This window comes from Agromyces sp. NPDC056965 (assembly GCF_042673425.1).
Classification (GTDB): Bacteria; Actinomycetota; Actinomycetes; order Actinomycetales; family Microbacteriaceae; genus Agromyces.
On the sequence record NZ_JBHURI010000004.1, the window covers coordinates 76,821 to 90,108 of the forward strand.

Genomic DNA, 13,288 nt, shown 5'->3' on the forward strand with positions numbered 1-13,288 from the left:
GAAGGTCCGATTCGAGACCGCACACGCCACGACCGCCGAAGACAGAAGCCGAACGATGACCGACCCCCAGCAGGCGACCCCGACCACGACCCGCGCGCGCCACGAGCTCATCGCCTGGCGCAACGCGATCTTCGCCATCTTCTTCCTCTCGGGCCTCAGCCTCGCGAGCTGGGTCGCCCGGCTTCCCGAGGTCCGCGACGAGACCGGGCTCAGCACCCAGGGCGTCGGGCTCGTCATCCTGGCGGGGTCCATCGCCTCCGTGCTCGGCCTCGTCGCCGCCCCCCCGCTCATGGCCCGCTTCGGTGCGCGAGCCGGAATGGCCGGCGCGCTCGTCGCCGTCGCGCTCGGGCTCGTGCTCATCGGCGTCGGCGGTTCGCTCGTGCCGTCCGTGCCGCTCATCGCGATCGGCCTCGCCTTCGCGGGATTCGGCAACGGCACCGTCGACGTCATGATGAACGTCGAGGGCGCAGAGGCCGAGCGCGAGATCAGCCGCACGCTCATGCCGCTCATGCACGCGTTCTTCTCGTTCGGCACCGTCGCGGGCGCCGGCCTCGCGGCTGCGGCCGCCGCGCTCGCGGTGCCGGTCGTCGCGCATCTCTCGACGATCGCCGCCGTCATCGCGGTCGCCGCGATCGTGTCGGTGCGATTCGTGCCCAAGCGCAGCGAACTCGGCGACCCGGCCGCCGCCGATGAGCGAGCGGATGCCGCATCCGCACGCCCGTGGACCGAGCGGTTCCGCGACGGCCTCAGGGTCTGGGGCGACGTGCGCCTGCTCCTCATCGGCGTCATCATGCTCGGCATGTCGTTCGCCGAGGGATCGGCGAACGACTGGCTCACGCTCGCGGCGGTCGACGGTCACGGATTCGACCCCGCCGTCGGCGCCGCCATCTTCACGGTCTTCGCGGTGTCGATGACCACCGCCCGCGTGCTCGGCGGCCCCCTCGTCGACCGCTTCGGCCGGGTCGCGACGCTGCGCGTGCTCGCCGCCACCGGCGTGATCGGGCTCAGCCTGTTCATCTTCGGCACCGAGGTGTGGGTGATCGTCGTCGGCACCGTCATGTGGGGCGTCGGCGCCTCGATGGGCTTCCCCGTGGGCATGTCCGCGGCCGCCGACGTGCCCGACCGCGCCCAGGCCGCCGCCCGCGTGAGCGCCGTGGCGATCATCGGCTACTGCGCCTTCCTCGTGGGCCCGCCGTTCATCGGCTTCCTCGGCGAGCACTTCGGCCTGCTGAACGCCCTGCTCGTGATCCTCCTGCTCATGGTCATGGCCGGGCTCGCGGCACCCGCGGCGCGCGAGCGCTCGCGCCTGCCGGGCGCCACGGGCGGCGAATCCGACGGCCCCGCCGCCGGGGCCTGACGCCCGCGCCGGGCCGTCGCTCGCCGTCGCTCGCCGTACACTCGACTGGTGCGCCTCGTCATCGCCCGCTGCTCCGTCGACTACGCCGGACGCCTCGCGGCACATCTCCCGCTCGCCACCCGCCTGCTGATGGTGAAGGGCGACGGAAGCCTCCTCGTGCACTCCGACGGCGGCAGCTACAAGCCGCTGAACTGGATGAGCCCGCCGTGCACCCTCACGACGCTCGAGCCCGACGACGACCAGCGCTCGGCCGGCATCGTCGAGCTCTGGAAGGTCGTGCACCAGAAGACGGCCGACCAGCTGATCGTCTCGATCCACGAGGTGCTGCACGACTCGAACCACGAGCTCGGCGTCGACCCCGGCCTGCAGAAGGACGGCGTGGAGGCGCACCTGCAGAAGCTGCTCGCCGAGCAGATCGAACTCCTCGGCGACGGCCACCGGCTCGTGCGCCGGGAGTACATGACGGCGATCGGCCCGGTCGACATCCTCGCGACGGATGCCTCGGGCGCCTCGGTCGCCGTCGAGCTCAAGCGCCGCGGCGACATCGACGGCGTCGAGCAGCTGACCCGCTACCTCGAGCTCATGAACCGCGACCCGCACCTCGCGCCCGTGACCGGCGTCTTCGCGGCGCAGGAGATCAAGCCCCAGGCCCGCACCCTCGCGGAGGACCGGGGCATCCGCTGCCTCGTGCTCGACTACGACGCGATGCGCGGTGTCGACGACGGGCACTCCCGGCTGTTCTGACGCGGCGCCGATCCGCGCGGAACCTGAACCTGAGCGTCCCTCGGATTTTCGCGCCCTAGGATGTCACGGTGACTACCGAGCCCCTGACGACGATCCCGCCGGCGACCGCGCCGACCACCACGCCGACCCGCACCTGGTCGGCCGTGCTGTTCGACCTCGACGGCACGATCGTCGACTCGGCATCCGACATCACCGGGTCGCTCGCGCACATGTTCACCGAGCTCGGACTTCCCGTGCCGAGCGACGAGGTGCTGCGCGCCTACGTCGGCCCGCCGCTGCTCGACAGCCTCCGCCTGAGTGCCGGCTTCGACGACGCCGAGGCGTGGGAGGCACTCAACATCTACCGCGACCACTACGGCGAGCACGTGCTGCGCTCCCCCGTCTTCCCGGGCGTGGCCGGCGTGCTCGAGCGCCTGCATGCGGCGGGCATCCCCGTCGCGCTCGCGACCTCCAAGCCCGAGTCGATGGCGGTCAAGGTGCTCGACCACCAGGGCCTCAGCCAGTACTTCACCGTCATCGCCGGCGCGAGCGACGACGAGCAGCGCAGCACGAAGGCCGATGTCGTCGCCGAGGCGCTGCGGCGCCTGAACGAACTCGGCATCAGCACCGAGCACGCCGTGATGGTCGGCGATCGCGGCTACGACACGCTCGGCGCCCTCGCGAACGGCGTGCCGACGATCCTCGTCGAGTGGGGCTACGGCTCGCCCGCCGAAGCCGCCGACGCCATGGCGGTCGTTCACTCGGCCGACCAGCTGCGGAGCCTGCTCCTCGGCTGAGGCCGGCCGCGCCGCGGTCGTCAGTAGCCGGATGTCGCCGGCACGACCTCGACGGTGAACGAGACCGTCTCGCCGGTCGCACTGTTCTCGAGCTTCACCGCGGTCGAACCGACCGCCGTCGCCGTGAGGCCGGGGTTGAACTGGGCGCTCCCGTCGTCGCGCCCCGGCGTGAACTCGACGATCGCCGGATCGTCGATCTCGGCGTCCCACTCGGTGTACGTCTCGTCGTCGCCCGCCAGGTCGATCGCGTTGCCGTCGATGACCTCGATCGTCTCGCCGTCGATGTCGTCGAGCTGCACGACGACCGGCGCGGGCAGCGTCTCGGTGCCCGTGCTGCACCCGGCGAGCGCGAGTCCGGCCGCGACGACGACCAGCAGCGACAGCCCGGCGCGGCGCCGCGCACGGGGCATCCGCTCGTCCGCGGTCGATCGATCGTCCATCGCGGCCCCCTCCGCCACGCGGCACTCGGCCGCTCCGCCCAGCGTAGCCCGCCCACGAGGCTCATGGCGGATTCATAACATGACGAATGCTCGAACCCGATCGAGCGCAAGAATCTCCCCCATTCGAGGGACCTGCGCGCATGATCGGCATGAATGCCGACACCCACGCAACAGACACGCGTCGTGCTGAGCGAAAGCCCGCACAGCTCTTCCATAGGGAGCGCAGTCCACGGCAGTATTCCGAGTACGTTCGCCCACCGACGAACGTCGTATGCGCCCCGCGGTCACCACCACGGGGCGTTCGAAGGGAGAAGCATGTCTGGATTCACGGGCCGCGCGCGGAGGCGCGCGGTTGCGGTCATCCCGGTGTTCGCGCTCGCTGCCACCGGTTTGGTGACATTCGGCGCATCGGGAGCGGTCGCTGCTGAATCACCGGTCTCACCACCGGTGATCAGCGATTCCGAGTACTACATGAACTACGCGGCACCGCGCATCGAGGGCCGGTTCGACACCGACGGCGAAGTCCTCGTCGACGCCGGCGGCCAGCTCAGGGCAGCGACGCCCGAGGCTGTGCAGGCCGAGGCGATCGAACGGGCCGAGGCGTTCGACCAGAAGTACTCGCAGGGCAATCCGGTCGCAGCGAAGGGGCTGGCCACGCTCGAGGCATCCTCGATCGACACCGGCAAGAGCCCCCGCCAGCTGAAGCAGGAGAACCACAAGGGCGATCGCGGCAAGGGCCGGCACCACAAGAAGCCCGAGTACAAAGAGGCCGAGACGACGCAGGAGGCGAAGCTCCTCACGATCCTCGTCGAGTTCAACGAGAACGCCAATGACGACTTCTCCGGCACCTACGTGCCGACCGAGTTCGGCTCGAAGGAGTGCAAGCCCGGCGACGTGCAGAACGGCCCGGTGCACAACAACATCCCGAACCCCGCCGACTACGAGCTCGAGGACAACAACTCGATGTGGGTGCCCGACTTCTCGTCGGAGCACTACAACACGATGCTGTTCTCCGAGAAGGGCATCACCGAGCGGGTCCGGAAGGACCTCAGGGGCCCCGACGGCCGCCGCGGCATCGACATCTCGGGCTCGACGATGAAGAACATGTACGAGGAGATGTCGCGCGGCGCCTACACGGTGACCGGCGAGGCGACGCCGTGGATCACGGTGCCGCACTCCGAGGCCTGGTACGGCGCGAGCACGTGCTTCCAGAACGCCGAGGGCGTCTACGAAGCCGGTGAGATCCAGGACCAGCAGGGTCACCCCGACAACCCCCTCGGCGCGGGTCAGCTCCCGATCGACGCCGTGACGGCACTGGCCGATGCCCAGCCCGACTTCCCGTGGGCCGACTACGACATCGAGGACCAGGGCGACCGCGACGGCGACGGCGACTTCAACGAGCCCGACGGCGTGATCGACCACGTCGTGCTCGTGCACGCCGGCGAGGACAAGTCGGGCGGCGGCGGCGAGCAGGGAACGTACGCCATCTGGGCGCATTCCTCCGCTGTCGCAGGCGGCGCTGACATCCCGGGCACCGACCTCCAGCTCTCGAACTACATCGTGCAGCCCGAGGACTCGGGCGTCGGCGTGTTCGCGCACGAGTACGGCCACGACCTCGGCCTGCCCGACCTCTACGACACCTCGAACCAGGGCAACTCCGACATCGACTTCTGGGACCTCATGTCCTCCGGGTCGCACTCGGGCCCCATCTTCCAGTCGATGCCGACCCACATGGGCATCTGGGACAAGTGGGTGCTCGGATGGGTCGACCCCGTCGAGATGAACCCGGGCGACGCGGCGAAGACGCTGAAGATCGGCCAGGCCTCGCGTTCGCCGAAGGGCACCGAGGACGGCGTGAAGATCAACCTCCCGCCGAAGCACATCACGCTCGCCGAGCCCGCCAGCGGTGAGGAGATGTGGTACTCCGGCGCCGACCAGGACTGGGGCGACATCCGCATCTCCCGCTCCGTCGACGTTCCCGCCGACGCGAAGTTCTGGATGAGCAACAACTTCGTGATCGAGCAGGACTGGGACTTCGGCTTCGTCGAGGTCTCCACCGACGACGGTGCCACCTGGACCGACGTGAAGGTCTACAACGAGGACGGCAGCGAGGCCACCACGCCCGACGGCTACCCCGACCCGAACGGCAACCTCGCCACCTTCGGCAACAAGAAGTACGGCCTCACGGGCACCTCGGGTGGTTGGGCGCGCCAGTACATCGACCTCGCCGCGTACTCGGGCACGACGATCGGCGTGCGCCTGCGCCAGGCCACCGACGCCGCGTTCCAGGAGCGCGGCTGGTTCGCCGACGACTTCGCCGTCACGAGCGGAGCGACCGAGGTCTGGGCCGACGACGTCGAGAACGGCGAGAACGGCTGGACCGCCGAGGTCGCATCGTTCACCGACACGACCGGCCCCGGATGGCGCATCGACACCGGCTCCTCGGAGAAGGCGCAGTACTACATGGTCGAGTGGCGCAACTTCGACGGGTTCGACGAGGGCCTGAAGTGGGGCTACAACTCGGTCTACAGCGCCGGCGCGTGGAAGGTCGAGCGCGTCTCCTACAACGCGCCCGGCGCTCTCGTCTGGTACCGCGACACCACCTACGGCAACACCAACCACGTTCGCACGAACGAGACGGCGCTGCCGAGCTACGGTGCCAAGGGCGGCCTGCTGCTCGTCGACAGCCACTTCGACCCGCTGCGCCGCACCGGCGACGCGGCAGCGGCCGACGGCACCCTGCAGCACAACCTGCCCTCGCGTTCGCAGTCGTCCGACGTGGCCTTCGGCCTCGGCAAGACGTACAAGTTCACCGAGTGCATCACGGGCGAAGAGCTGACCGACGAATTCTGCACCAAGGTGCCGGCTCGCAAGGGCGTCTCGACGTTCACCGATGACCTCGGCTGGACCTCGGGCCTCGAGGTGCTGCCCGACGGACGCCTCGCTCGTCGCTTCCGCGACGGCTCGGCGGTCGTGCCCTCGTTCGGCAACTCGCCGTACACGACGCGGATCGTCGACTTCGACGGCAACCCGCTGACCGACCTGTACGGACAGCCGAGCCCGCTCGGCGGCGAGTACGGCACGGGCAACCCGGCCGACTCCGGCGTCGGCTTCGGCACGAAGATCGAGGTCAAGAAGGCCGAGAAGGGCAACATCGCCGCGCAGATCAAGATCACCCCGCCGCGCGCGGGCTGATCGATCGGCAACGCACACGACGAGGCGTCGGCTCCTACGGGGAGTCGGCGCCTCGCCGCGTCTCAGTCGCAGGGGTGCGTCGGAGGCGGTGCGCTCAGGCCGCGTTCGGCACGAAGAGCCGGCGGATGACCCGGCCCGCCGCGAGCGCATCGAGGCTCTCGTTGATCTCGTCGAGCGGCACGGTATCGGTGTGCAGCAGCTCCATCGGCAAGCGCCCGGCGCGCCACAGCTCGACGTAGCGCGCGATGTCCCGAGCGGGCACGGCGTCGCCCATGTACGAGCCGAGCAGGCGCTTGCCGGCGCCCGCGAACTGCAGGGCCGGCACCGCGAGCTCCTGCTCGGGGTGCGGCAGCCCGACCGAGACGAGGGCGCCGCCGCGAGCGAGCAGCTCGAGGCACGCGGCCATCACTCGCGCACTGCCGACGGCCTCGATCGCGACGTCGACGCCGCCGTCGGTGAGCGCCGCGACGAGTTCGACGGCGCCGTCGGGCGTGGCGACCGCGTTCGCGCCCGCCCGCAGTGCGAGCTCGTGCTTGTCGACGTTCGGGTCGACGGCGATCACGGTGACGTCGTCGACCTGCGCGGCGGCCATGACCGCTGCGAGCCCGACGGCGCCGAGGCCGAAGACGATCACCGACTGCCCGGGCTGCACGCCCGCCGTGTTGAAGACGGCCCCCATGCCGGTGAGCGCGGCGCAGCCGAACATCGCGGCGACGTCGAACGGCACGTCGCGGTCGACGACGACGAGCGACTCGGCGGCGACGACGGCGTACTCGGCGAACGCCGAGACCCCGAGGTGGTGGTTCACCGTGGCGCCGGCGGCATCGCTGAGCACGGATGCCCCGTGCAGCAGCTCGCCCGAACCGTTGACCTCCGCCGCGCGCGAGCACAGCGCGGGCCGGCCCGCGCGGCACTCCCGGCAGTCGCCGCAGCTCGGCACGAAGACGAGGACGACGTGGTCGCCGACCTCGATGCCGTCGACGCCGGCGCCGACCGTCTCGACGACGCCCGCCGCCTCGTGCCCGAGCGCCATCGGCAGCGGCCGGGGCCGGGAGCCGTCGACGACCGACAGGTCGGAGTGGCAGAGGCTCGCCCGCTCGATGCGCACCCCGACCTCGCCGGCGCGTGGGGCGGCGACGTCGAGGGACTCGATCGTGAGCGGGCGGCTCTCGATGTACGGGCGGGCCGCGCCCTGCGCGCGGAGGACGGCGCTACGCATCCGTCGCCTCGACGTAGCGCTCGATGACCCGGTCGGCGAGCAGCGGGATGATGCGGCCGACGCCGATGCGCTGGAAGTGCGGGGACTCCCGGTGGGCGGCGAAGCCGGCCTCGTCGTCGTAGCGCTCGAGGATCACGATCTCGTCGGGGTTCACGACCCCGCGGTAGAAGTCGTAGGCGCGGTTGGCCGGCTCGGTGCGACTCGCGGCCGCCAGCTCGCCGAGCAGCTCGAGCACGTTCTCGGTCTCGCCGGGCAGCGGGAAGTAGCGGGCGACGACCTGGAACTGGGGTGCGGACATGTGGGTCTCCTGTCGAGTGATGCAGCAGGCCCGGTGGGAGCGACGGGTGCCCATGGCCGAGGACCGGCCACGAGGCATCCGCTCAGCGCCGGGTGATCGACCAGAGCTCGACGTCGCTCGTCGAGACGGCCTTGGCGCCGCCCTTGAGGGCGGCGATCACGTCGTCGCGGCTCTGCACGAAGCCGGCCGCGACGTAGGGCGTGAGCTCGGCGAGCTCCTGCTGCTTGATGTAGGGGATGACCGGCCACGGCATGAGCTGCACGAGGTGCGGGCGGTTCTGCCGTACCGCGTTCGTGCTGCGCGGCAGCGTCGACCGGTCGGTGACGAAGACCTTCTGCATGGTCACCATGCCGAGCTGGTTGGCCTTCTGGATGAGCATCGTGCGGGTCGTGATGAGGCCCTGCGAGCCGATCTTGCGCAGGTACTCGACACCGCCGCGGTCCTGGGCGAGACCGTCGCTGTTGTCGATGTTGACGAAGACGAACTTGCCCGCAGATGAGAGCGTCGAGACGATGCCCTCGAGGTCGGGGAGCGCCACGTTCGCGGCGATCGCGACCTGGCACGGACCGGCGAGGAAGGCCTCGACCGACTCGGTGCCGTAGAGCGAGGCGACGACGGGGTTCCGGTAGAGCCGCTCGTCGAGCGAGCGGGGAAACTCCAGCACGTTCACCGCATTCCTGCCCTCATCTGCGGACTCGTTCATCGCAGCATCAGGCGTCGAGCCCGAGTTTACCGGGGTTCAGCAGGTTCTTCGGGTCGAGCGCCGCCTTCACGGCGCGCAGCACCTCGAAGCCGGCGCCGAGCGATTCCGCCATGTACGGCGCGCGCAGCAGGCCCACGCCGTGGTGGTGGCTGAGGGTCGCGTCGTGCTTCAGGATCACGGCGTTCGCGGCATCCCACGCCGCCCGGTACCACTCGGCGCGCCGGTCGACCTCGACGTCGCCGCGGAGCGAGAAGTAGAGGCAGGCGCCGTCGACGTAGGCGTGCGACTGATGTGCGGAGCCGGCGAGAGTGCCGGGCACCGCGTCGATCGCCGCGACGACCTCGTCGTAGATCGCCGGGAGGTCCCGCCAGCGGCCGATCATCTCGAGGGTGTCGGCGACGAAGCCGGGGCTGCGCTTGAAGCCCTCGGCGCTCTTGCCCGTGAGGTAGCGGGTGTCGAGCCAGCGCTCGAAGATCGCCTCGTGGTCGAGCTCGACGCCCGTCTCGGCGCAGATGCGCTCGCTGATCACGAGGCCGGCCTCGACGAGTTCCTGCGTGCCCTCGTCGGCGATGAGCAGCACGTTCTGCGACGGCAGGTCGAACTGCACGCCGCTCTCGAGCTCGTCGTAGAGACGGAGCGCAGCGGGGTTCGCGCCCTGCTGCATGATCTGACGGCACGCCTCGAGCCCGGCGGCGAACGTCGGGAAGCCGTAGGCGATCGCGCGGCCGTACGACGGCAGCCGGTGCAGCTTGAAGCGGATCGTCGTGATGACGCCGAGGGTGCCCTCCGAGCCGATGACGAGCTGCAGCAGGTCGGGTCCGACGGCGGCGCGTGCGCTCTCTCCCACGGTGATGAGCGAGCCGTCGGCCAGCACGACATCCATGCCGTAGACCATGTCCTCGATCTTGCCGTAGCGGGTCGACAGCTGGCCGGCGCCGCGGCAGGCCACCCAGCCGCCGACCGTCGAGATGCCGTACGACGAGGGCCAGTGGCCCATCGTCATGCCGTACTCCGACTGGATGAGCTCCTCGAAGACGTCGCCGAACATGCCGGCCTCGACCTCGATGATCTGGCTCTGCTCGTCGAAGCCCACGAAGCGGTTGAGCTCGCAGACGTCGAGCACGATGCCGCCGCGCACGGGCAGGGCGGCGCCCGTCACGTTGCTCCGGCCCGCCGACACCGTCACGGGCAGGTCGTTCGCGTTCGCGATGCGCATGACGGCCTGCACCTGCTCGGTCGTCGAGACCTTGACGATCACGGCGTTCGGCGTTGCGGGCCGGCCCCCGGTCTCGCCGATCATGGTGCCGGCCCACCAGTCGCGAGTGCCTTCGACGACGGATGCCGCGTCGGTGACGACCTGGTCGGCCGCAGCCTCGAGCTCGGCGACCACGGCCGCCGGCACGGCGACGACGTCCGCCTGGAAGGACGCCTCCTCGCCGATCGTCTCGATGCTCGCGGCGTAGTGCGGCTGGGTGGGCGCGCCCACCACGTAGTTGCCGCGGTTGTAACCGCGCTTGACGGCTTCCTTGCTGATCATTCGGACTCTCCCATCAGGATGGCGCGTTCGTGCGCCGTGGCGGTCTGGTAGGCGGTCACCTGGGCGGTGACCGCGGCGTCGCTGAGGCCGAGCTCGGCCTGCAGCAGCTGGCCCACGCGGGGCGCGGCGGCAGCGGAGGCGTCGCGGGCCATGAGGCGGGCGCGGGTGCGGCGGCTCAGCACGTCGTCGACGCTGCGGGCCATCTCGTGGCGGGCCGAGTACACGACCTCGGCCTCGAGGTAGGGCAGGCCCTCGACGATCGGCTTCGCGAGCGACGGGTCGTTGCCGAGGATGTCGGTGATGAACGGCGCCTCGTTGCCGTAGCGCTCACCGAGGTGGGCGGCGAGGCCGCCCGAGGCGGTGACGGCCTCGGGGTCGTAGCCGGCGGCACCGAGCAGGTAGGCGTCCTTCGTGACGCAGCGACGGCGTTCGCCGAGCACCTTCTGCGCGGCGTCGATCGTCTGCTGGGCCATGTGGCGCGAGGTCGTGAGCTTGCCGCCGACGACGGTCACGAGGCCGTCGCGGTCGGTGCGGATCTCGTGCTTGCGCTTGACGTCGATGGTCTTGCCGCCGGGCGGCGCGACGAGCGGCCGGCAGCCGCCGATGCTGCCGACGACGTCGGATGCCTCGAGGTCGGTGTTCAGCGCGGTGCGCGCCCCCGAGATGAGGAAGTCCATCTCCTCGCGCGTGCAGTTCACGTCGTCGAGGTCGCCCGTGTAGTCCTCGTCGGTCGTGCCGAGGTAGGCGGTGTCGCCCCAGCGGGTGATCGTCGCGCGGCGGTTGCGGCCCGGGATCGGGATCGTGACCGTGCAGTCGTTGCGGATCTTGGTCCACGGCACGGCGATGTGCACCCCCTTGGCCGGGCGGATGTTCGGGGCATCCGCGTCGGCGCCCGCGCCGTTCCAGTCGCGCAGCCAGGCGCCCGTCGCGATGACGACGACGCTCGCGAGCGCGGCGATCTCGCGGCCGTCGACCTCGGCGACGATGCCGTTGACCTTGCCCCTGCTGCGCGTCACCTCGGTGACCTTGGCGCCGTTCAGGATGGTCGCGCCGTGATGCGCCGCCGTGCGGGCGAGGGTGAGGGTGAGGCGGGCGTCGTCGGCGCGCGCGTCGTAGTACATGAAGCCGCCGTCGAGGTTCTCGGCCTTGAAGGTCGAGCAGTGCGCGAGCACCTCGTTCTTCGAGAGCTTCTGGTGCAGCACGCCCTCGCGCCATCCGCCCGCGAGGTCGTAGGTCCAGAGCAGGCTCTCGAAGCCCGCCGCGAGGCGACGGTCGAAGACGCCGTCGTGCGAGAGCACCGGGAAGAGGAACGGCAGCCGCTGCACGAGGTGCCGGGCGTTCTTCCGCAGTCGCTGGCGTTCGAGCAGCGAGTGGCGCACGAGCGGCAGGTTGCCCTGCTCGATGTAGCGGAGCCCGCCGTGGATCATCTTCGACGACTTCGAGGAGGTGCCCGACGCGAAGTCGTCCTTCTCGAGGAGCGCGACGCGGTAGCCGCGGAGCGCGGCGTCCATCGCGGCGTACGCCCCGGTGACGCCGCCGCCGACGATGATCATGTCGAAGCGACCGCCCTCGACGCTCGCCACCTGCTCGGCTCGGCTGAGCTGCAGGGGCTCGACCCTGGTCATGCGCTCGCGCGCGGTGTCGGTCTTGCGGGCTGGCAGTCCTACCATCGTGTGGTTCTCTCTACTTCCGTGTTGCACGGCTCGTGGTGAGCCGGAGTTCGTTGTCGATGCGTTCGTTCCACGCCGCTCGGCGTTCGGCGCGCTCGTCGCCGCTGATCAGGGGCTCGAAGACGTCGCCGTCGCCCATCGAGGCCGCGGCCTCCTCGAGCGAGTTCCAGAGCAGTCCGTCGGAGCCGGCGAGGAAGGCGGCGCCGCGCAGGCTCGCGCCCTCCGAGGCGGGCAGTCGCCGCATCGGCACGCCGACGAGGTCGGCCTGCATCTGGATCAGCGGGTCGCTCGCCGACATCCCGCCGCCGACGACGATCTCGGTGATCGCCGTGCCGGCGACCTGCTCGTCGGCCTCGGCGCTCGAGGCGACCGAGTGCGCGATGCCCTCGAGCACCGCGTAGGCGATCTCGGGCAGCGTCGTCGACATCGAGAACCCGGTGAGCGAGGCCTTCGCCCGCGGCTCCATGACGGGCATCCGGAGGCCGGTGAGGGCGGGCACGAACATGACTCCCTTCGCCGACGAGACGGTCGCGGCGAGCTCGCTGATGCGCTTGGACGACTCGAACCAGCCGAGCGTGTCGCACACCCAGTCGAGGGCCGAGCCGGTCGTCGCGGTGAACGTCTCGATGGCGAAGACGGATGCCCCGTGCCGCCGCCACGCCGTGAGCGTGAGCGCCCCGTCGTAGAGGCCCGGGTTCGCCGGCGCCTCGCTGCCGATCACGAGGTCGACGAAGCTCCCCGTGCCGTGCACGCACATCGCCTGCCCCTTGCGGAGGCAGCCGAGGCCGACGGTGCCGGCGTGCTGGTCGCCCGCTGCGGACAGGATCGGCACCTCGATGCCGAGCACCGAGGCATCCGTCACGCCGAAGTCGTCGGCGTCCTGCCGCAGCTCGGGCAGGAGCTCGCCCGGGAAGCCGAGCGCCTCGATCCAGTCGCGCTCGTACTCGTGGCGGGCGAGCACGTAGGCGCCCGCCGAGGTCGCGTTCGTCGAGGTCGCGGCGTAGGTGCGATCGCGCGAGAGGCTCCAGAGGAGCCACGTCTCGATCGTGCCGAAGCCGAGCCGGCCCGCCCGGTGCGCCGCCGTGACCTCGGGGGTCTCCCGCAGGTGGTGCGCCGCCCAGAGGTAGGGCGAGCGCACCCCCGTCGGGCGTCCGACCGAGCGGATCAGCCGCTCGTTCCACTCGGGCCCGAGGGCCGCGAGCTCGTCGGCGTAGCGGCTGTCCTGCCACACCATCGCGGGCACGAGGGCCCGGCCGGTGGAGGTGTCCCAGAGCACGGTCGTCGCGCGCTGGGTGGCGATCGCGAGCCCCACCAGGGAGACCCCGTCGCCTGCCGCGCGGGCGATGACC

Annotated in this window: 11 protein-coding genes; 4 read left to right on the forward strand and 7 right to left on the reverse strand. The window is 70.8% G+C overall.

Features of this window, described 5'->3' with window-relative positions:
- Window positions 1–55 precede the first annotated feature (55 nt).
- The 3 genes from ACFTQE_RS02195 to ACFTQE_RS02205 all read left to right on the forward strand — a co-directional run bounded on the left by ACFTQE_RS02195 (window position 56) and on the right by ACFTQE_RS02205 (window position 2,877).
- A complete protein-coding gene (locus ACFTQE_RS02195; RefSeq protein ID WP_376923526.1) occupies window positions 56–1,357 on the forward strand; it encodes an MFS transporter in 1,302 nt (433 codons plus the stop codon).
- Window positions 1,358–1,405: 48 nt separating this feature from the next.
- Window positions 1,406–2,101: an endonuclease NucS gene (gene nucS / locus ACFTQE_RS02200; RefSeq protein WP_376923527.1), complete on the forward strand. Its 696-nt coding sequence runs from the start codon at window positions 1,406–1,408 to the stop codon at window positions 2,099–2,101.
- Between the two features lie 68 nt (window positions 2,102–2,169).
- On the forward strand, window positions 2,170–2,877 hold the full coding sequence (locus ACFTQE_RS02205; RefSeq protein WP_376923528.1) for an HAD hydrolase-like protein: 708 nt from the start codon (window positions 2,170–2,172) through the stop codon (window positions 2,875–2,877).
- Between the two features lie 20 nt (window positions 2,878–2,897).
- Here ACFTQE_RS02205 and ACFTQE_RS02210 read toward each other — a convergent pair whose 3' ends face one another.
- Entirely contained in the window at window positions 2,898–3,317 is a 420-nt protein-coding gene (locus ACFTQE_RS02210; RefSeq protein WP_376923529.1) for a hypothetical protein, read from the reverse strand.
- A gap of 315 nt (window positions 3,318–3,632) precedes the next feature.
- Between ACFTQE_RS02210 and ACFTQE_RS02215 the strand changes: the two genes are divergently transcribed.
- On the forward strand, window positions 3,633–6,512 hold the full coding sequence (locus tag ACFTQE_RS02215) for an immune inhibitor A domain-containing protein (RefSeq protein ID WP_376923530.1): 2,880 nt from the start codon (window positions 3,633–3,635) through the stop codon (window positions 6,510–6,512).
- A gap of 94 nt (window positions 6,513–6,606) precedes the next feature.
- Here ACFTQE_RS02215 and ACFTQE_RS02220 read toward each other — a convergent pair whose 3' ends face one another.
- The 6 genes from ACFTQE_RS02220 to ACFTQE_RS02245 all read right to left on the reverse strand — a co-directional run.
- The gene (locus ACFTQE_RS02220; protein WP_376923531.1) at window positions 6,607–7,731 is read right to left on the reverse strand and encodes an alcohol dehydrogenase catalytic domain-containing protein; all 1,125 of its coding nucleotides are present in this window, start codon (window positions 7,729–7,731) and stop codon (window positions 6,607–6,609) included.
- Window positions 7,724–8,029, reverse strand: coding sequence for a putative quinol monooxygenase (locus tag ACFTQE_RS02225; RefSeq protein WP_376923532.1), 306 nt, complete (start codon window positions 8,027–8,029; stop codon window positions 7,724–7,726). Before ACFTQE_RS02225 ends, ACFTQE_RS02220 begins: the two co-directional genes overlap by 8 nt.
- An 82-nt stretch (window positions 8,030–8,111) precedes the next feature.
- A complete protein-coding gene (locus tag ACFTQE_RS02230) occupies window positions 8,112–8,732 on the reverse strand; it encodes a glycerol-3-phosphate responsive antiterminator (protein WP_376923533.1) in 621 nt (206 codons plus the stop codon).
- Window positions 8,733–8,739: 7 nt separating this feature from the next.
- Window positions 8,740–10,269 carry an FAD-binding oxidoreductase gene (locus ACFTQE_RS02235; RefSeq protein ID WP_376923534.1) on the reverse strand — a complete coding sequence of 510 codons (1,530 nt, stop codon included), beginning with the start codon at window positions 10,267–10,269 and terminating at the stop codon, window positions 8,740–8,742.
- Complete coding sequence (locus tag ACFTQE_RS02240; protein ID WP_376923535.1) at window positions 10,266–11,939, reverse strand: FAD-dependent oxidoreductase; 1,674 nt, start codon at window positions 11,937–11,939, stop codon at window positions 10,266–10,268. The genes ACFTQE_RS02235 and ACFTQE_RS02240 overlap by 4 nt, the downstream gene beginning before the upstream one ends.
- A gap of 13 nt (window positions 11,940–11,952) precedes the next feature.
- On the reverse strand, window positions 11,953–13,288 hold a 1,336-nt coding region (locus tag ACFTQE_RS02245), incomplete at its 5' end, for an FGGY-family carbohydrate kinase (protein ID WP_376923536.1).

What these genes read in the sequence shown, in the direction of transcription:
- ACFTQE_RS02195 (WP_376923526.1), top strand. Translation starts at nt 56, where the DNA reads ATGACCGACCCCCAGCAGGCGACCCCGACCACGACCCGCGCGCGCCAC.
- ACFTQE_RS02215 (WP_376923530.1), top strand. Translation starts at nt 3,633, where the DNA reads ATGTCTGGATTCACGGGCCGCGCGCGGAGGCGCGCGGTTGCGGTCATC.
- ACFTQE_RS02235 (WP_376923534.1), bottom strand. Translation starts at nt 10,269, where the DNA reads ATGATCAGCAAGGAAGCCGTCAAGCGCGGTTACAACCGCGGCAACTAC.
- ACFTQE_RS02230 (WP_376923533.1), bottom strand. Translation starts at nt 8,732, where the DNA reads ATGAACGAGTCCGCAGATGAGGGCAGGAATGCGGTGAACGTGCTGGAG.
- ACFTQE_RS02220 (WP_376923531.1), bottom strand. Translation starts at nt 7,731, where the DNA reads ATGCGTAGCGCCGTCCTCCGCGCGCAGGGCGCGGCCCGCCCGTACATC.
- ACFTQE_RS02225 (WP_376923532.1), bottom strand. Translation starts at nt 8,029, where the DNA reads ATGTCCGCACCCCAGTTCCAGGTCGTCGCCCGCTACTTCCCGCTGCCC.
- ACFTQE_RS02210 (WP_376923529.1), bottom strand. Translation starts at nt 3,317, where the DNA reads ATGGACGATCGATCGACCGCGGACGAGCGGATGCCCCGTGCGCGGCGC.
- ACFTQE_RS02240 (WP_376923535.1), bottom strand. Translation starts at nt 11,939, where the DNA reads ATGGTAGGACTGCCAGCCCGCAAGACCGACACCGCGCGCGAGCGCATG.